Origin of the sequence: Pseudonocardia sp. P1 (genome assembly GCF_000178675.2) — a bacterium.
Lineage (GTDB): Bacteria > Actinomycetota > Actinomycetes > Mycobacteriales > Pseudonocardiaceae > Pseudonocardia.
Genome location: NZ_ADUJ02000001.1, coordinates 5,792,072 through 5,810,413, shown reverse-complemented (window position 1 = coordinate 5,810,413; position 18,342 = coordinate 5,792,072). Strand labels below are relative to the sequence as shown.

At 74.7% G+C, this 18,342-nt stretch carries 15 protein-coding genes; 6 read left to right on the top strand and 9 right to left on the bottom strand.

The window, feature by feature from the left end; translation table 11 throughout:
- Positions 1–13: 13 nt before the first annotated feature.
- On the bottom strand, positions 14–964 hold the full coding sequence (ctaC, locus tag PP1_RS27045) for an aa3-type cytochrome oxidase subunit II (RefSeq protein WP_075296391.1): 951 nt from the start codon (positions 962–964) through the stop codon (positions 14–16).
- Between the two features lie 303 nt (positions 965–1,267).
- Between ctaC and asnB the strand changes: the two genes are divergently transcribed.
- Complete coding sequence (gene asnB, locus PP1_RS27040; RefSeq protein WP_010225489.1) at positions 1,268–3,214, top strand: asparagine synthase (glutamine-hydrolyzing); 1,947 nt, start codon at positions 1,268–1,270, stop codon at positions 3,212–3,214.
- 72 nt (positions 3,215–3,286) lie between these two features.
- Here the strand turns inward: asnB and PP1_RS27035 are convergent, their stop codons facing one another.
- The 3 genes from PP1_RS27035 to PP1_RS27025 form a co-directional block, all read right to left on the bottom strand.
- Complete coding sequence (locus tag PP1_RS27035; protein ID WP_029239246.1) at positions 3,287–4,252, bottom strand: carbohydrate kinase family protein; 966 nt, start codon at positions 4,250–4,252, stop codon at positions 3,287–3,289.
- Positions 4,253–4,359: 107 nt separating this feature from the next.
- Positions 4,360–4,716 (bottom strand): HesB/IscA family protein, encoded by a 357-nt coding sequence (locus tag PP1_RS27030; RefSeq protein WP_010225492.1) that lies wholly within the window; start codon positions 4,714–4,716, stop codon positions 4,360–4,362.
- A gap of 135 nt (positions 4,717–4,851) precedes the next feature.
- Complete coding sequence (locus PP1_RS27025; RefSeq protein ID WP_075314470.1) at positions 4,852–5,979, bottom strand: glycerate kinase family protein; 1,128 nt, start codon at positions 5,977–5,979, stop codon at positions 4,852–4,854.
- Positions 5,980–6,016: 37 nt separating this feature from the next.
- Here PP1_RS27025 and PP1_RS27020 point away from each other — a divergent pair, with 37 nt between their 5' ends.
- The 3 genes from PP1_RS27020 to PP1_RS27010 all read left to right on the top strand — a co-directional run bounded on the left by PP1_RS27020 (position 6,017) and on the right by PP1_RS27010 (position 9,869).
- Positions 6,017–6,682: a DUF3043 domain-containing protein gene (locus PP1_RS27020; RefSeq protein ID WP_010236880.1), complete on the top strand. Its 666-nt coding sequence runs from the start codon at positions 6,017–6,019 to the stop codon at positions 6,680–6,682.
- Between the two features lie 167 nt (positions 6,683–6,849).
- Positions 6,850–9,051, top strand: a complete 2,202-nt coding sequence (locus PP1_RS27015; protein ID WP_249266012.1) for a bifunctional adenosylcobinamide kinase/adenosylcobinamide-phosphate guanylyltransferase — start codon at positions 6,850–6,852, stop codon at positions 9,049–9,051.
- Positions 9,048–9,869 (top strand): adenosylcobinamide-GDP ribazoletransferase, encoded by an 822-nt coding sequence (locus PP1_RS27010; RefSeq protein WP_075314472.1) that lies wholly within the window; start codon positions 9,048–9,050, stop codon positions 9,867–9,869. Before PP1_RS27015 ends, PP1_RS27010 begins: the two co-directional genes overlap by 4 nt.
- On the opposite strand, the gene PP1_RS27005 is transcribed toward PP1_RS27010, so the two are convergent.
- The 4 genes from PP1_RS27005 to PP1_RS26990 all read right to left on the bottom strand — a co-directional run bounded on the left by PP1_RS27005 (position 9,870) and on the right by PP1_RS26990 (position 15,022).
- A complete protein-coding gene (locus PP1_RS27005) occupies positions 9,870–10,991 on the bottom strand; it encodes a branched-chain amino acid aminotransferase (protein WP_010226147.1) in 1,122 nt (373 codons plus the stop codon).
- Between the two features lie 121 nt (positions 10,992–11,112).
- The gene (locus PP1_RS27000) at positions 11,113–12,375 is read right to left on the bottom strand and encodes a DDE-type integrase/transposase/recombinase (protein WP_249265967.1); all 1,263 of its coding nucleotides are present in this window, start codon (positions 12,373–12,375) and stop codon (positions 11,113–11,115) included.
- Positions 12,376–12,516: 141 nt separating this feature from the next.
- On the bottom strand, positions 12,517–13,644 hold the full coding sequence (gene gcvT / locus PP1_RS26995; RefSeq protein WP_060575497.1) for a glycine cleavage system aminomethyltransferase GcvT: 1,128 nt from the start codon (positions 13,642–13,644) through the stop codon (positions 12,517–12,519).
- Positions 13,645–13,663: 19 nt separating this feature from the next.
- The gene (locus tag PP1_RS26990) at positions 13,664–15,022 is read right to left on the bottom strand and encodes an amino acid permease (RefSeq protein ID WP_168172287.1); all 1,359 of its coding nucleotides are present in this window, start codon (positions 15,020–15,022) and stop codon (positions 13,664–13,666) included.
- 207 nt (positions 15,023–15,229) lie between these two features.
- Between PP1_RS26990 and PP1_RS26985 the strand changes: the two genes are divergently transcribed.
- The gene (locus PP1_RS26985; protein WP_443217602.1) at positions 15,230–16,765 is read left to right on the top strand and encodes a leucyl aminopeptidase; all 1,536 of its coding nucleotides are present in this window, start codon (positions 15,230–15,232) and stop codon (positions 16,763–16,765) included.
- A 19-nt stretch (positions 16,766–16,784) separates the two neighbouring features.
- On the opposite strand, the gene PP1_RS26980 is transcribed toward PP1_RS26985, so the two are convergent.
- Positions 16,785–17,357: a hypothetical protein gene (locus PP1_RS26980; protein ID WP_010224465.1), complete on the bottom strand. Its 573-nt coding sequence runs from the start codon at positions 17,355–17,357 to the stop codon at positions 16,785–16,787.
- Between the two features lie 100 nt (positions 17,358–17,457).
- Here PP1_RS26980 and PP1_RS26975 point away from each other — a divergent pair, with 100 nt between their 5' ends.
- On the top strand, positions 17,458–18,315 hold the full coding sequence (locus tag PP1_RS26975; RefSeq protein ID WP_082398874.1) for an SDR family NAD(P)-dependent oxidoreductase: 858 nt from the start codon (positions 17,458–17,460) through the stop codon (positions 18,313–18,315).
- The last annotated feature ends 27 nt before the right edge of the window (positions 18,316–18,342 follow it).

Sequence of the window (18,342 nt, the reverse complement as noted above, 5' to 3'; positions counted from 1 at the left end):
GTGTCGCCCTCCCTCAGCCCGTGACCTGCGCGGCCAGCTGGCCACGGTCGGTCGAGAACGGCTTCGTGCTGATCGCCTCCGGCGCGCACCACTCCCCGCAGTTCAGCGCCTGCAGCGCCTCCCCGGTGGTGTAGGGCTGCCCGGTCTGCGGGTTCGTCTCCTTGCGGAGCTGGATGTAGCGGTCGAACAGCGCGGGCTCGATCGCGCGCACCTCGAAGTTCATCTGCGAGTGGTACGTGCCGCAGAGCTCGGCGCACCGGCCGACGAAGGCGCCCTCGCGCTCGATCCGGTCGATCACGTAGGTGTTGTCCTGCTCGTTCCGCTCGGGGAACGGGAAGACGTCACGCTTGAAGAGGAACTCCGGCACGTAGAACGAGTGGATCACGTCGGGCGAGCGCTGGGTGAACTCGATCGACCGGTCGGTCGGCAGCACCATGATCGGGATGACGTCGCTGGTGCCGAGGGTGTTCACGGCCTGGCCGTTCGCACCGGTCTCGTCCGGGTACGAGAACTCCCAGTTCCACTGGAAGCCGACGATGTCGACGCGGAGGTCGGCCGGTCCACCCGCGGTGGCCTCCTCCTTGTCGACGTAGTTCTGCACGTTGACGGTGAAGCCGAAGAGCACGGCGACGATCACCGTGGGGATCGCGGTGAAGACGATCTCGACCGGCAGGTTGTACTGCGTCTGGCGCGGCAGCGAGCCGTCGTCGTCCTTGCGCTTCCGGTGGAAGATCATCGCCCAGAACATGACGCCCCAGGTGATGACGCCGACGACGAGCGCGGCGATCGCGGACCAGGTCCAGAGGTTCCGCATGGACTCGGCCTCGGGGGTGACCCCGACCGGCCAGCCGAAGCGGATGACCTCCTCGACCGAGCAACCGGACAGTGCCAGCAGAGCCGGCACGCCCAGCACGCCGAGCTTCGCCGCCCGGGCTATCCGGGAGCGGCCTTCGGTTCGGGCCACTGCGTGCCGCCTTCCTGTCGTCTCCTGCGTCAGCCGCACTGCCAGCACGTTCTTCCTTGCTCTGATTCCGGCACTGTCACCACGGGGCGGCCGAAGGCGATCATCGCTCACCCGTTCGGAGCACCGTCTTCGACCTCGCGTAGAGACTAGACGAACACCCCGGCCGACGCCCCCTCCGGGGTGCCCGCGGGTTCGTGTCCCACGCCACCCGGCGACGGCGGAAACCGGCAGTCTCGCAGGAGGAAGGCCGTTCGCCACCGGGGCGCGCGAGACCCGTCCGGATGACTCGTCATACTGATTCGTGTGTGCGGACTGCTGGGACTGCTGACCGCCGGGGCGGACGCCGCGACCCGGGTCGAGCCGATCGCCGACGCGCTGCGCTGTGCGCGGCACCGGGGACCCGACGAGAGCGCTACGTGGAACGACCACGATCTCGTCCTCGGGTTCAACCGGCTCTCCATCATCGACGTCGATCACTCGCACCAGCCCCTGCACTGGGGACCGGTGCCCGGTGAGGACACCCGGTACACGATCGTCTTCAACGGGGAGATCTACAACTACCCCGAGCTCCGCGAGGAGCTCATCGAGAACTACGACGCCGCCTTCGCCACCGAGGGCGACGGCGAGGTCATCGTCGCGGCCTTCCACTACTGGGGCCCCGACGCCGTCCAGCGGCTGCGCGGCATGTTCGCGTTCGCCATCTGGGACGCGGTGGAGCGCGAGCTGTTCGTCGCCCGCGACCCGTTCGGCATCAAGCCGATGTTCCTCGCCACCACCGCGGCGGGCACCGCGTTCGCCAGTGAGAAGAAGTCGCTCCTCGCGCTCGCCGGCGAGCTCGGCATCGGGCTGGACCTGGAGCCGGCGGCGCTGCAGCACTACCTGACGCTGCAGTACGTCCCGGAGCCGATGTCGCTGAACCGCATGATCTCGCGCGTCGAGTCGGGCACCCACGTGACCGTGCGGCCCGGCGAGGAGCCGCTGCACCAGCGCTACTTCGCGCCGAAGTTCGTCTCGCTGCCCAGCCACGCCCCGGCCAGCGCCGAGGCCGAGGCGATCGTGCACGGCGAGATCGCCGACGTGCTGCGCGACTCGGTCGCCAAGCACATGCGCGCGGACGTCACCGTCGGTGCGTTCCTCTCCGGCGGGATCGACTCGACCGCGATCGCGGCGCTCGCCAAGGAGCACAACCCGAACCTGATCACCTTCACCACCGGCTTCGAGCGCGAGGGCTACTCCGAGGTCGACGTGGCCGCCGAGTCCGCGGCCGCGATCGGCGTGCGCCACGTGGTCCGCACGGTCAAGCCGGACGAGATGATGGAGGCCCTGCCGCTCATCATCTGGTACCTCGACGACCCGGTCGCCGACCCGGCGCTGGTCCCGCTGTGGTTCATCGCCCGCGAGGCCCGCGAGCACGTCAAGGTGGTGCTCTCCGGCGAGGGCGCCGACGAGCTGTTCGGCGGCTACTCGATCTACCGCGAGCCGCTGTCGCTGGCGCCGTTCGAGAAGGTGCCCGGCACGCTGCGGCCGATCATGCGGCGGGCGTCGCGCAAGATGCCCGAGGGGATGCGCGGCAAGGACCTGCTGCGCCGCGGGTCGCTCAGCCTGGAGCAGCGCTACTACGGCAACGCCCGGATCTTCCGCGACGACCAGCTGCACGAGGTCCTGCGCGGCTACGACCCGCGCGTCTCGCACCAGGACGTGACGGCGCCGCACTACTTCGCCAGCCACGACTGGGACCCGGTCGCCCGGATGCAGCACGTGGACCTGTTCACCTGGCTGCGCGGCGACATCCTGGTCAAGGCGGACAAGATGACGATGGCGCACTCGCTGGAGCTGCGGGTGCCGTTCCTCGACCCCGAGGTCTTCGACATCGCCTCGTCGCTGCCGCAGTCGCAGAAGATCACCCACGGCGCGAACGGCACCACCAAGTACGCGCTGCGCCGGGCCTGCGAGGGGATCATCCCGCCGCACGTGCTGAACCGGCCGAAGCTGGGCTTCCCGGTGCCGATCCGGCACTGGCTGCGCGACGAGATGTACGCGTGGGCGCGGGACATCCTGCAGAACTCCGGTGCCGGGCACCTGATCGACCTGCAGGCCGTGCACCGCATGCTCGACGCGCACCGCGAGGGCCCGGTCGACCACTCCCGGCGGATCTGGGCGGTGCTGGTCTTCCTGATCTGGCACGGCATCTTCGTCGAGAAGCGGATCGTGCCGGACGTCCCGACGCCGAGCTACCCGGTCAAGATCTGACCCGTCCCGAACGGCCGAACGGCCGGTACCCGAGTGATCGGGTACCGGCCGTTCGTCGTTCCGGGGCCGGCGTCAGGCCGGGAGGACGGCGCCGATCTCGTCCGCGGCGGCGTCACCGAAGGCGTCGCGCAGGCGGGCCAGGGCGGCGGTGCGGTCCAGGGTCCACTCCTGCGGCCCGTCGGACTCCAGCACGTAGGTCGCGATGAGCGCGCCCAGCTGCGCGGAGCGCTCCACGGACAGGCCGCCGTTCAGCGCGGTGAGGAAGCCGGCGCGCCAGGCGTCGCCGACGCCGGTCGGGTCGACCTGCTGGGTCGGCGGGACGACGTCGACCCGGGTCTCGGTGCCGTCGGACTCGACGATCACCGCACCCTTCTCGCCGAAGGTGGTGATCCGGGTGCCGACCTTCGAGGCGATCTCGGCCTCGGACCAGCCGGTCTTCTTGAGCAGCAGCTCGTACTCGTAGTCGTTCGTCACGAGGAACTTCGCGCCCTCGATCAGGCGCTTCACCTCGGGGCCCTCCATCCGGGCCAGCTGCTGGGACGGGTCCGCGAGGAACGGGTAGCCCTTCTCGCGGCACTCGTCGGTGTGGCGGACCATGGCGTCCGGGTCGCTGGCGCCGATGAGCACCAGCTCGAAGCCGCCGACGCGCTCGGCGATCGGGGCCAGCTCGATCTCGGAGGACTTGGCCATCGCGCCGGTGTAGAAGGACGCGATCTGGCGCATGTCGTCGTCGGTGGTGCAGACGAAGCGGGCGGTGTGCACGTCGTCGTGGGTGTGCACGCCGGAGGTGTCGACGCCCAGGTCGTCCAGCACCTTCCTGTACTCGGCGAAGTCGGCACCCACCGCCCCGATGAGCACCGGGTTCTGGCCGAGCACACCGAGCGCGAACGCGATGTTCCCGGCCACCCCGCCCCGGCGGACCGTCAGGTCGTCGACGAGGAAGCTGACCGAGATCCGGTCGAGCTGCTCGGCGAGGATCTGCTCGGAGAACTTCCCGGGGAAGTGCATCAGGTTGTCAGAAGCGATGGATCCCGTCACGGCAATAGGCACGACGGGCACCCTACGACACGGAAACGGGCCCCGTCCCGATCATGATGATCAGGACGAGGCCCGTCCGAGCGTCTGACCTGCGGCTCAGCCCAGGATCAGTTGAACGAGTCACCGCAGGCGCAGGAGCCCCCGGCGTTCGGGTTGTCGATCGTGAAGCCCTGCTTCTCGATGGTGTCGACGAAGTCGATGGTCGCGCCCTGCAGGTACGGCGCGCTCATCCGGTCGACACCGACCTTGAGGCCGTGGAAGTCGCGGAACAGGTCGCCGTCGAGCGAGCGGTCGTCGAAGAACAGCTGGTAGCGCAGACCGGCGCAGCCACCCGGCTGCACCGCGATGCGCAGGTGCATGTCGTCGCGCCCCTCCTGCTCGAGCAGGGTGCGGGCCTTGACGGCCGCGGCGTCGGACAGCTCCACGCCGTGGGTCTGGGTGTCGGTGGCGTTATCGACGGTCATGGCTCTCCCAACAACGTGCGGGTCCGCCGTAATCCCGGGACAGGCGGCGTTCGTACCGGTGTCCATACTACGACGTCCCGGGCGGGTCCAGCGTTCCGGCGATCCCCCGTTCGCCGAACGAGGGCGTGGCGGGCGTCACCGGCTCCAGCGGGGGGCGACCCGGGCGGCCAGCTCGGCGAGGGTCCCGGCGGGGTCGGCCATCGACGCGTCCAGCCCGAACTCCTCGGCGACGCCGTGCGCGGAGTCCACCCCGGCGGCGCCGGCCTCGCGGCGCCCGACGCTCACCTGACCGGCCAGCACCACGCACGGCATCCCGCGGTCGGCCGCACCCCGGGCGACGGCGGTGATCAGCTTCCCCCGCAGCGACTGCCAGTCGAAGCTCCCCTCCCCCGTGACGGCGAGGCCGCCGGTTGCGGCCGCGGCGTCCAGCTCGGCGTCCAGGCCGACCAGCTCGCGGACCAGACCCGCCCCGGACTCGACCCGGGCGCCCAGCGCGAGCAGCGCGGCGCCGAGCCCACCGGCGGCGCCGGCCGCGGCCTCGTCCCGGACGTCGCGGCCCGCGAGCGTCGCCAGCACCCCGGCGAACACGCCGAGCGCCGCGTCCAGCTCGGCGACCGCGGCGTCGTCGGCGCCCTTCTGCGGGCCGAACACGGCGGCGGCGCCGTGCTGGCCGAGCAGCGGGTTGTCGACGTCCGAGGCGGCGACGAGCTCGATGCCGCCGAGCCCGGGCGTGCCCGCGAGCCGGTCGCAGGTGGCCAGCGCCGCCCCGCCGAGCGGCAGCGGGAGGCCGTCCTCGTCCACCGGGGCGGCACCGAGCGCGGCGAGCATCCCGGCGCCGCCGTCGGTGGTGGCCGACCCGCCCAGCCCGACGACGATCCGGGTCACCCCGGCGTCCCGTGCGTCGGCCACCAGCTCACCGACGCCGTACGTCGTCGCGGTGCGCGCCACCCCGGGCAGCCGGTCCTCGCGGGCGACGTGGTGCAGCCCGCAGGCCGACGCGCACTCCAGGTAGGCGGTGTCGCCGACCTGCAGCCACGAGCCGGTGACGGGGTCACCCAGCGGGCCCGTCACCTCGCGGGTGTGCACGGTCCCGCCGAGCGCGGTGTGGAGCACCTCGGCGAACCCGGTGCCCCCGTCGGCGAGGGGGACGATCCGGACGTCGTCGCCGGGCGCGGCGCGCCGCCAGCCCGCCGCGATCGCGTCCGCGGCCTCCCGCGCGCTGAGCGTTCCGCCGAAGGAGTCGGGAGCCACCACGATCCGCATGCGGGCGAGGCTAGCCGCGGCCCGTATTGTGAGAGCTGTGAGGTTCCTGCGCCGTTCCGAGAGTTCCGACCCGGCTGGTCAGACAGCCGTCGACTCCTCGGCGGGCACGGACGCGACGGGCACGGAGGACGACGGCGCGGACACCACGCGCCCGCACACCACCGCCGGCAAGGGCCGGGCGACGCCGAAGCGCCGTGACGCCGAGGGCAAGCGCCGCGGTCCTGCTCCGCCCCCGCCGCGTACCCAGCGGGAGGCCGCGAAGCTGGCCAAGGCCAACCGTCCCTCGAAGGACCAGCGCCGCGCGCAGTCCCTCGAGCGCCGCCGCCGGATGGACGCCGGCGACGACCGCGTGCTCCTCCCCCGCGACCGCGGCAAGGTGCGCGCCCACGTCCGAGACATCGTCGACTCGCGCCCGCACGTCATCGGCCTGTTCCTGCCGCTGGCGGCGCTCGTCCTGGTGGCGGCGCTGATCCAGAACCCGTTCATCCAGCAGTACGTCACGCTGTTCACGTTCCTGATGCTGGCCGTGATGATCGTCGAGGGGACGCTGCTGGGCATGCAGGTCCTGAAGAAGGCCCGCGCGAAGTTCCCGGACGAGGAGATCAAGGGCCTGCCGACCGGCTGGTACGCCTTCTCCCGCGCCACCCAGCCACGCCGGATGCGGGTGCCCAAGCCCCGCGTCAAGCGCGGCGACACCGTCTGAGCTCCGCCCGTGACGCACGGCCCGGTCCCCACGGGGGCCGGGCCGTCGTCGTGCCGGGGCCGTCCGGCCAGGTCAGCGGCGGTCCGTCCGGCGGCGGTCACGGCGCGACGACGATGATCGCGCACCTTCCGGAAGCCGGCCGGACCGCGTGCGCCACCATGAGCGGCGTGAACGCGACACTCGTCCTCGGTGGCACCCGGTCCGGCAAGTCCCGGTACGCCGAGGGGCTCCTCGGTGACGGGACGGCGGTCCGCTACCTCGCGACCGGGCGGCGGATCCCCGGCGACGCCGAGTGGGACGCGCGGATCGCCGCGCACACCGGCCGCAGGCCGCCGGAATGGACGACCGAGGAGATCACCTCGGGGCCCGGTCTCGCCGCCGCGCTGGCGACCGGTGGCCCGGTGCTCGTCGACGACCTCGCGACCTGGCTGACCGGCGTCCTCGACGACGCCGCCGCCTGGGAGCGGACCGGCCCGCTGCCCGAGGTGGACGACGCCGTCGACGGTCTGGTGGCGGCCGTCGCCGCGGCGCCGGGACCGCTCGTCCTGGTGTCCGCCGAGACCGGCCTGGGTGTGGTGCCCGAGACCCGGTCCGGGCGGCTGTTCCGGGACCGCCTGGGCGAGCTGAACGCGACGCTCGCGGCGGTGTGCGAGGAGACGGTGCTGGTGGTGGCCGGGCGGCCGCTGCGGCTCCCGGCGTCCGGGCTCCCCGGGACCGCGGGACCGGCGTCGCCCGCGACCGCACCGGCGGCCCCGTCCGCGGCCCCGGCCCCGGCCACGGGCACCTCCGAGCCGGCCCCGGGTGCGGTGGCTGCGGACGGCCCGGCGAGCCCCGTCGCTCCGGCCGCCACGACGCCGGTGTCCCGGGCGGGGCGGCCGGTGATGGGTGTCCCGGTCCGGGCCGACGCGCCCGCGGAGGAGCAGGACGGCGCCGCGAGCGGCATCGTCGGGCCGGACGACGGCATCGCCGGTCCGGGCGGCGACGTCGCCGGGACCCCGGCCGGGGTCCCGGGAACCGTCGATCCCGGCACGCCCGGTCCTGGAACGCCCGACCCCGGCACCTCCGCCCCCCGCACCTCCGGAACCGGCACCTCCGCTCCCGGTACGCCCGGTACCGGCGGGCCCGGGTCCGCCGGTACCGGGCCGATCCCGGCGCAGCCGCCCACCGGCGCCCCGGCATCGGCCGCACCGGCCGCCGTCTCCGGGGCACCCGCCCCGACCCCGGCGCCCTCTCCGACCCCGGCGCCCACTCCGGCTCCGGACCCGGCCGAGGGCGACGAGCCGATCGTCCCCGCCGCCGTCGGGCGCCCCGACCTGCGGACCCGGCGGGAGGCCGTCGCGCTCGTCGAGGGCCTCGCGGCCCCCACCGGGGGCCTCGGGCGGCTCGGCGAGCTCGGCGTGTGGCTGGCGTCCTACCAGACCGAGTGCCCGCCGCGCCCCCCGCTCGACGCCCGCGTCGTGCTCCTCGCGGCCGATCACGGGATCGCCGCGCTCGGCGTGTCCGCCTACCCGCCGGAGGTCTCGGCGACCCGGGCGACGGCCGCCGCGGCCGGACGCCTGCCGGTCGCCGTCGCCGCACGCGCGGCGGGCGCGGCCGTCCGCACCGTCGACGTCGGCCTCGCCGCCGGCGCGGACGGCACCGAGTCCGGCTACGTCGTCACCCGCGGGACGGGACGCATCGACCGCGAGGACGCGCTCACCGCGGAGCAGACCGAGGCCGCCTGGCGGACGGGGCGGCGGCTCGCCGACTCCGAGATCGACGCCGGTGCGGACGTGCTGGTCCCGGCGACCCTCGCCGTCGGCGTCACCACCCCGGCCGCCACCCTCGTGGCCGCGCTGACCGGGGCCGAGCCGGTCGCCGTCGTCGGGCGGGCCTCCGGGATCGACGACCGCGCCTGGATGCGGAAGGCCGTCGCGATCCGGGACGCGCTGCGCCGCGCCCGGCCGCACGTGCGCGACCCGCTCGCGCTGCTGCGGACCGTCGGCGGGACCGACCTGGTCGTGCTCGCCGGGTTCCTCGCGCGCGCCGCCGAGCGGAAGGTGCCCGCGGTGCTGGACGGCGTCGCCGTCGGTGCCGCGGCGCTGCTGGCCGAGGAGCTCGCCCCGGGCGCGAAGGACTGGTGGGTCGCCGCGCAGCCGTCCACCGACCCGGCGGGCACCCTCGTGCTGGAACACCTGTCGCTGACACCCGTGCTGGACCTGGCGGTGCGGACCGAGGACGGCACGGCGGCGGTGACCGTGCTGCCGCTGCTCGTCACCGCGGCGCGGCTGCTCGCCGAGACCGGGAGCGCCGAGGCCACCGCCGTGGTGCCGGGCGAGCCGGCGGCCACCGTGACGCCGGGCGGGACCACGGCCGGCGCCGGGCGGTGAGCGCGGGCCGACCCGGCCCGTTCGCCGGGCTCGCGCTGGCGGTCAGCTGGCTGACGGTGCTCCCGGCCCGCGTCCGCACCGAACCCGGCGGCGCGCTCCCCGACGGGGTGCCCGCGTCGGCGTTGCGGTGGGCCCCGGTCGTCGGGGCCGGGCTCGGGCTGTGCGGTGGCGGGCTGCTGCTCGCCCTGATCCTGGCCGGGGTGTCCCCACTGGTCGCGGGGCTGCTCGTGGTGGGCGCCGGGGCGCTCGCGACCCGCGGGATGCACGTCGACGGGCTCGCCGACACCGCCGACGGGCTCGGCAGCTACGGCCCGCCCGAGCGGGCGCTGCGGGTCATGGCGGACGGCGGAGCGGGGCCGTTCGCCGTCGTCACGCTGCTGGTCGTGCTGGGCGGCCGCGCGGCGGCGCTGGCCCAGCTCGGCACCGCTCCCCCGGTCGCGGTGCTCGTCGCGTGCACGGTGGCCGCCGCGACCGGACGGGCCGGGTTCTGCTGGGTCGCCCGGCGCGGGACGCCCGCGGCCCGGCCCGGGGGGCTGGGTGCGACGGTCGCCGGGAGCCAGCCGGCCTGGGTGGCGCCGCTCTGGTGGACCGGCATCGCCGGCGCGGGTGCGGCAGCGCTCGCGACCGTCCCGCCCGGTGGCGCCGGGACCGCCCTCTCCGCCGCCGGTGCCGTGCTCCTCGCGGCGCTGGGGGTGGCGGGCCTGGCCCGGCACACCCGGCGCCGGTTCGGCGGGATGAGCGGTGACGTCCTGGGCGCGGCCGCGGAGCTGGGGAGCACCGCCGTGCTCGTCGTCCTGGCGGCCGCGCTCAGCGGGTGATCAGACCGACGCGGGCGCCGGCACCAGCGTGCGCATCCACCCGTGCGGGTCCGCCGCCGCACCGCGCTGGATCGCGGTGAGCGCCTCGCGCAGCTGCAGCGTGATCGGGCCCGGCTCGCCGTCGCCGACGGTCACCTCGCCGCCACTGTGCTTCACGGTGCCGATCGGTGTGATCACCGCGGCGGTGCCGCAGCCGAACACCTCGGTCAGCACGCCGTTCGCGGCGCCGCCGAGCCACTCCTGGCCGGAGATCCGGCGCTCGACCACGTCGATGCCCAGGTCCTTCGCGACGGCGATCAGCGAGTCGCGGGTGATGCCCGGCAGAACCGATCCGCGCAGGTCCGGGGTGGCGAGCTCGGCCCGGCCGTCGGCGTCGCGGAAGACGAAGAACAGGTTGTTCGAACCCATCTCGTCGATCCAGGTCCGCTCCTCGGCGTCGAGATAGGCGACCTGGGCGCAGCCGTGCTTCGCGCCGACCGCCTGCGGCAGCAGGGAGGCGGCGTAGTTGCCGCCGCACTTGGCCGTGCCGGTGCCGCCGAGCGCGGCGCGGGTGTACTCGGTCTCCAGCCACACGTCCATCGGCTTCACGCCACCCGCGAAGTACGGCCCGGCCGGCGAGGCGATCACCGCGTAGAGGTACTCCGCCGACGGTCGCACCCCGAGCCCGACCTCGGTCGCGACCATGAACGGACGCAGGTACAGCGAGTCCTCACCGCCCGCGGCGGGCACCCACTCCGAGTCGACCGAGAGCAGCGCGGACAGCGACTCGAGGAACAGGTCCTCGGGAAGCTCCGCCATCGCCATCCGGCGGGCGGAACCGGCGAACCGCGCGGCGTTGGCCTCCGGCCGGAACGACGCGATCGACCCGTCGGGGTGCCGGTAGGCCTTGAGCCCCTCGAAGATCTCCTGCCCGTAGTGCAGGACCATCGACGACGGGTCGAAGGTCAGCGGCCCGTACGGCTCGACCTTCGGGTCGTGCCATCCGGTCCCCTCGGTCCAGCGGACGGTGACCATGTGGTCGGTGAAGTACCGGCCGAAACCGGGGTCGGCCAGTACGTCGGCGCGCCGCTGGGGGGACGCCGGGGCGGGGTTGCGGGTCACGGTGAACTGCGGCGCGCTCATGGAGGAGACGGTAGCTCCGTCCGACCGGTGTCAGACAGTCGGATTCCCAACCGCTGGTCGTGAGTGGTTGCGTGGGTCCTGGCCCACTGTCGTGTCTCAGCACATCTGAGACAGATCTGTCTCAGCACATCGTGGACGGTTTGCTGGTGGTCCGCTGGTAGCGGACGCTGCGATCGAGGGTAAGGCTGGCGGCGACCGCGTCGTCGATGAGGATGGTGACGCGGTCGCCTTGCCAGAACACCTCCGCGGTGGTGCCTGCGTGGCGGCGGCCCAGACCGATCGAGGTTCCGGAGAAGCTGATGACTCCGGTCTCGGAGACGGTGCGGGTGAGGTGTCCGGCGATGCGGGGTGCGGGTCCGGCCGGTCGGGCGGGTTCGCGGGTGTGGAAACGCTGGTGCGGGGTGTCGCCGTCGAGGCTTTGGTGGCGGCGGTGGTTGTAGCCCTGCCGGTAGGTCTCGAGCAGGTTCTGGAGTTCGGTCAGGGTGGCCGGGGTGGGTCGGGCGGCGAGCCAGCGTTGCAGGGTCTGGTGGGCGCGTTCGTTCTTCCCGCAGGTCTGTGGGTGTCCGATCGAGGACACGATGGTGGTGATGCCCAGCGCGGCCAGGCGGCGTTCGAGGTCGACCAGGGGCCACTGGCGGCGCCGGCCGGAGAAGGCGGTGCCGTTGTCGGAGAGCACGCAGGCCGGGTGGCCGTAGCGGGCGAAGCCGGCGCTGAGCGCGGCCCAGGCGGCCTCGCCGTTCTCGCTGCTCGCGGCGTGGCAGGCGATGTCGAGCCGGGAGTGGTCGTCGATGACCTGCACCACCGTGGCGCGCCGGCCATCGGCCAGGACGGTCCGGGCGCCGTCGATCTGCCAGACCGCGTTCGGGGCCGGGTGGACGAACCGGTGCGTGCTGCGGCGGGGTCGTTTACGTGGTTGCGGGGTGATCTGGCCGCGGTCGGCCAGCAGCCGGTGGATCGTGGCCCGCGACGGGACCTCGGCCTGCTCGAGTGCCGGGCCGCTGCCGCCGCTACTGCCAGGGCCGCTGCCGGCGCTACTGCCAGGGCTGCTGCCGGGGCTGCGGCCGGTGCGGGCCGCGTCGAGCAGCCGCCAGCGGATGGTCTGGGCTCCGTGGTCCCAGCCCTGGTCGGCGAGTTCTTTGCGGGCCCGCACCACCGCCTCGGCCACGTGTTCGGCCACCGCGCTGGGACGGGTGTGCGGAGCACGTGAACGCGGTGCCAGACCGGTGCTGCCCTGGTCTCGGAAACGGGACAGCTTGCGATAGAACACCGACCGGGACACGCCGAGCTCTCGGCACACCCGAGCGATGTTGATCTCTTGCCCGGCGGCGGCCCGGGCGACCGCCGCGACGAGGTCGGGATCCATCTCGAACCCTGTTCCACCCACCTGGACCAGGCTGGTCGATCACCAGGATCGACCAACCCGGCCAGCGGGCTACTCAGTGTCCTCGATGTGCCGAGACATCAACTGTGTCGGATGTCCTGAGAACAGACAGTGGGTCCTGGCCCACGCAACCACTCACGGGGGCTACCGCACCCGCGACGGGACCATCGGCGGCTTGACGACCTCGACCGGCAGGACGCGGCCGCGGACGTCGACCACCAGCTGGTCGCCGGGCGTCACCTTCGGGTCGGTGGCGATCAGCGCGAGCGCGACGCCGGTCTTCAGGGTCGGCGAGAACGTGCCCGAGGTGACGGTGCCGACCGGGGAGCCGCCCTCGCCGTCGAGCACGGTCATACCGGCCCGCGGGACGCCGCGGCCGGTCGCCCGCAGCGCCCGCAGGCGCCGGGCGGGTCCGGCCGCCCGCTCGGCGGTCAGCGCCTCGCGCCCCCAGAACGACGGCTTGTCCCAGCCGACCGCCCAGGCACTCCCGGCCTGCACCGGGCTGATCTCCTCGGAGAGCTCGTGGCCGTGCAGCGGGTACCCCATCTCGGTGCGCAGGGTGTCCCGCGCGGCCAGCCCGCACGGCCCGCCACCGACGGCCCGGACGGCGTCGAGCAGCGCGTCCCACATCGCGGGTGCGGCCTCGGCGTCGAGGACCACCTCGTAGCCGTGCTCACCGGTGTAGCCGGTGCGGCAGACGCGGACGCCGCCGCCGGCGAGGCCGCCCTCGATGTCGGTGAACGCCATGTAGTCCAGGTCGGCGACGCCGGCGCCGGCCTCGCCGAGCGCCGCGGCCAGCGCCTCGCCCGAGCGCGGCCCCTGCAGGGCCAGCACGGCGAGCTCGCGGTGCCGGTCGGTGACGGTGACGCCCGCGGGGGCGCCGTCCTGGAGCATCGTCACGATCCGGGTCGAGTTCGCGGCGTTCGGGACGAGCAGCAGGTCGTCGTCGGACGCCATGTAGATGATCATGTCGTCGAGCACGCCGCCGGCCTCGTTGCAGGCCAGCGTGTACTGCGCCCGTCCCGGCCCGATCCGGCCGAGGTCGTTGGTCAGGCAGGTGTTCACGTGGGCGGCCGCGCCGGGCCCGGCGATCGGGACGGTGCCGAGGTGGCTGACGTCGAACAGTCCCGCGGCCTCGCGCACCGACGTGTGCTCGGCGACGGTGCCACCCGGGTAGGAGATCGGCATCGACCATCCGCCGAACTCGCCGAGGGTGGCGTCGAGGGCGACGTGACGGTCGTGCAGCGGGCTGGGCAGAAGATCGTCGGTCACGCGTACCGACCCTAGTGCCTCAGGCCGCGCGCTCCTCGGGATCGGACGGCCCGCTCTCAGCACGGGGCTCCCGTGCGGCCGCGGAACGCGAGCAGACCGTGCTCAGCCCCCAGGCCGCGACCAGCAGCGCCGCGGTCGCCAGGAGCGGCCAGGGCGGCAGCACGGCGGCGAGCAGCACGCAGCCCGTCCCGCCGGCACCGGCGACGAACGCCGCGGTACCGGGACGCCCGGGCAGCCGCAGCACCGCGGCGTGCAGCAGCGTGTGGTGCACCAGCGCCGCCCCGACCGAGACGGCGATCGCGACGACCGGGCCGAACGCCAGCGTCACGGCGACGGTCAGCCCACCCAGGACCAGGTCGGCGACCCACGGCGTGCCGCGGGACCCACCCCGTCCGAGGAAGGCGGGCAGCTCGCCGTCGCGCGCCAGCCGGGCCGCGCCGGACGCGGCGCGGGACAGTGCACCCAGCAGCGCGGCCGCGGTGGCCGCGGCGGCGGCGATCCGGACGAGGACCCCGAGCGCGGGGCTGCCCCCGGTGTCCATGAGCGAGGCGAGCGGGGTCGCGGACTCCGCCAGCCGTGCGGGGCCGAGGCCGTGCAGCAACGCGGCCGACAGCAGGAGCAGCAGCGTGGTCGTGACGAGCACGGCGACCGCCGGGGCCCGGCGGATCGCCCGCATCGGGTCACGCAGGCTCCCGCCGAGCTCGGCGACCCGGGACAACCCGGTGAAGGCGAAGAACACGAAGGCGGCCGCGGTCAGCACGCCCAGCGGCCCGGGTTCGACGGCCGCCTGCAGGGTCCCGACGACCGGGTCGTCCGGCGTCCCGTCGGCCTCCGCCACGGCGGTCCCGGCCGTCGCGGCCGGCATCGCCGACGACGGGTCGCTGCCGTCCGGCGCGTTCGTGAGCAGCCCGACGCCGATGACCAGCGCCAGCACCAGCAGCGTCCCCACGACCAGCCCGCGGGACGCGCCCGGGGACACGCGCACACCCGCCGCGTTCACCCCGATCACGGCGAGCACCGCGATCACCGCCACCGGCTCCGGCCGGGACGGCAGCACGTAGGCACCGAACACCCCGGCGGCAGCGGCGGCGGCAGCGGTCCGCGACACCAGCCGCGAGACGGCACCGAGCCGCAGCGCGGGCCCTGGCAGGTCCCCGCGGACCAGCTCCGGCCCCGCGGGGCGGGCGGTCGCGAGGTGCGCCGTCGAGGCGACCACGCCGAGGGCGAGGAGCCCGGCGAGCACGACACCGAGCGGGAACCAGGCCCCGGCCGACGCCGCGGCGGGGGCCAGTGCCGCGTAGAGCCCGGTCCCGAACGTCGCCGCGAGCGCGACGACGACCGCGGTCGTCGACGGGATCCGGTACGGGGGGCGGGGCACGTTGCTCACCATCCCATCCGACCCTGTACCGCGCGGCGCCGCGGGGGTGTCATTAGCATCTCGGTCCGGTCTCGCCGGGCCGCTCCCCGCCCGCCCGGCGCACGCGACACGTGCGCTGGTCACCGTGCGTGCAGCAGTGGCCCCGCGACGCCACCTGATCGAGCAACCAGCGATCACCGACCGATCCCCGACCGAGGAGCTCCGACCGTGCCGACCGACCCGACCATCCCGGACACCGCCGCGCTCACCGGCTCCCCCGCGACCGCCGACACCGGCGCCCTGGTGATCGGCCTGTACCCGGCCGAGACCCGGGAGGACGGGCCGGACGGCGCCGGCGCCGGTGCCGGCGAGGCACCCGTCCTCGCCCCCGGCGCCGAGGAGGTCGACGCCGCGTTCGGCGGCGAGCTCGCCGCCCTCCTGCAGGTCGTCGGCGCGACCGGCCGGGTCGAGCAGGTCGTGTCGCTGCCGTCGCGCGGCGCGGTGACGGCCCCGCGCGTCGTCGCCGTCGGCCTCGGCAGGCCCGCCGAGGGCGCGGAGCGGGCCGAGGCGGTCCGCCGGGCCGCCGGTGCCGCCGCCCGCACGCTCGCCGGGACCGCGTCCGCGGTCAGCACGCTCGCCGCCGTCGACGGCGAGGCGGCCGTCGTCGGGGCGCTGCTCGGCGGCTACCGGTTCGACGTCCACCGCTCCTCGGCCGACGCCGCGTCGGCACCGGTCGCGTCCTGGTCGTTCACCGGCGCGACCGCCGACACGGTCCGCCGGGCCACGCTGATCGCCGAGGCGGTCGCGACCACCCGGAACCTGGTGAACACCGCACCGAACGTGCTGTTCCCGCAGACCTTCGCGGCCCGCGCGGTGGCGCTCGGCGAGCAGGCCGGCCTGGTCACCGAGGTCCTCGACGACGCGCAGCTGCGGGAGAACGGCTACGGCGGCGTCGTCGGCGTCGGGAAGGGCTCGGCGAACCCGCCCCGCCTGGTCCGGCTCACCTGGAACGGCGGCGCCGGTGCCTCGAAGCGGGTCGCGCTCGTGGGCAAGGGCATCACGTTCGACACCGGCGGCATCTCGCTCAAGCCCAACCCGGGCATGGCCGACATGACCTCCGACATGGGCGGCGCCGCGGCCGTCGTCGCGACGGTCGTGCTCGCCGCGAAGCTGGAGCTGCCGGTCACGGTGACGGCGACGGTGCCGATGGCGGAGAACATGCCGTCGTCGACCGCGTACAAGCCCGGCGACGTGCTGACCATGTACGGCGGACGCACCGTCGAGGTCCTCAACACCGACGCCGAGGGCCGCCTCGTCCTGGCCGACGCGATCGTCCGGGCCGGGGAGGACGCCCCCGACTACCTCGTCGAGACCTCGACGCTGACCGGGGCCCAGCAGGTCGCGCTCGGCCTGCGCACCGCCGGGATCATGGGCTCCGACGACCTGCGGGACCGGGTGACCGGGCACGCGGTCGCGACCGGCGAGGACGCGTGGGCGATGCCGCTGCCGGAGTACCTGCGCTCCGACCTCGACTCCCGGGTGGCGGACATCGCCAACGTCAGCGGCCAGCGGTTCGCCGGGATGCTGCTCGCCGGGATGTTCCTCAAGGAGTTCGTGCCGGACGGGCTGCCGTGGGCCCACATCGACATCGCGGGTCCCTCGTACAACACCGGCGGGCCGCGCGGCTACACGACCAAGGGCGGGACGGGCGTGCCGGTGCGGACGCTGGTCGCGTTCCTGGAGGACGTGGCCGCGAACGGCTGACCCGCCCGGCGCCCGCGGGTCAGCGGGACTGCAGGGCGTCCAGCGCGACGGCGACCGAGGCGGCGAGCCGGAAGTCGATCCGCGGGTCGGGGACGGCGACGTCGTACCGGTCCCGGATCGACCGCTTCCGGTCGCTGGTCATGACGAGCGGCCCGCCGCCGTCCTCGGTGAAGTCGAAATGGAACGGGAACGGGACGTCGTCGAACACCCGGCGCAGGAGCGCGACCGGCAGGCTGCGCTCCTGCCCGGTCGCGGCCAGCCCGGGGCTCTCGAGCCGCCACGTCGAGCGGAACAGGCTCGCGCCGAACTTCTTGCCGAACGTGCCGAGGAGCTGGCCGTGCTCGTCGTGGACGTCGTGCTGGGCGCGCACGTCCATCGCCTGCCGGGCCTTGAAGGAGAAGACCCGGCGGCGACGGGAGTCGTCGGCCCAGAAGACGACCTCCTCCTTGAACGCGAACCGCTTCTGCTGGGCGAAGGCCATCAGCGGGCCCTCGCTGCCGTCGGGGTTCGCGGCGTGCACGTCGTAGCGGTTCACGCCGAGCGTGATCCGCTGGCGGACCAGGAACCGGGGCAGGTGCATCGGGGCGGACACGGCGCCGAGTCTGTCCCACCGGCCGGCGGGCCGCCCCGGGATTCACCCGGACCGGCACCCGGGGCTACCGGCCGGTAACCCCGGGCGGCATACTCCGGGGATGTTCGGACGACGTCGCCCGGCGGGCCGGCACGAGATCCCCGCACACGCCCCCCGGTCGGCCGTCGTGACCGGCGCCGCCCGCGGCATCGGGGAGGCCGTCGCGACCGAGCTCGTCGAGCGCGGCTACCGGGTGCTCGTCACCGACCTCGACGGCGACGCGGCCGCCGCCACCGCCACCCGGATCGGCGCGGCGGGCGCACTCGCCCACGACGTCACCGACCCCGCGGCCGCCCACGACGTGACGGCGGCTGCCCGCGAGCTGGCCCCGCTGGGCGCCTGGGTCGCCAACGCCGGGGTGGGCTTCGACGGCACCCTGACGGCACTGTCCGAGGCGCGGGTCCGCGCCCTCGTCGAGGTGAACACGCTGGGTCCCGCCTGGGGCGCCCGCGCCGCGATCGCCGCGTTCCGCGAGCAGGCCGCGGCCGGCACCGCGCACGGCGGCGAGATCGGCGTGACCGTGTCGCTGTCCGGGCTCGGCCCGGTGCCCGGGTTGTCGGTGTACGCGGCGTCGAAGGCGGGCGCCCTGTCGCTGGTGTCGGGGCTCGCCTCCGAGGTCCGGCGGGAGGGCATCCGGGTGCACGCGATCTGCCCGGACGGGGTGGACACCGCCCTGCTGCGCGGGATGGAGCCGGGCGGGCAGGCGCAGGCGCTCGTCCGTTCCGGGACGCTCGTCACCCCCACGCAGGTCGCGACCGGGCTCGTCGGGATGTTCGGCACCGCCCGCGTCTACCGGACGATCCCGGCCTGGCGCGGCGCCGTCCTGCGGCTCACGGCGCTGCTGCCGGGGCCCGCTCTCCGGATGGAGCCCGCCATGCGGGCCGTCGGCGCACGCAAGGCGCGGTCGCTGCGGCGCTGAGCCGGGACCTGCCGATCCCTACCGATC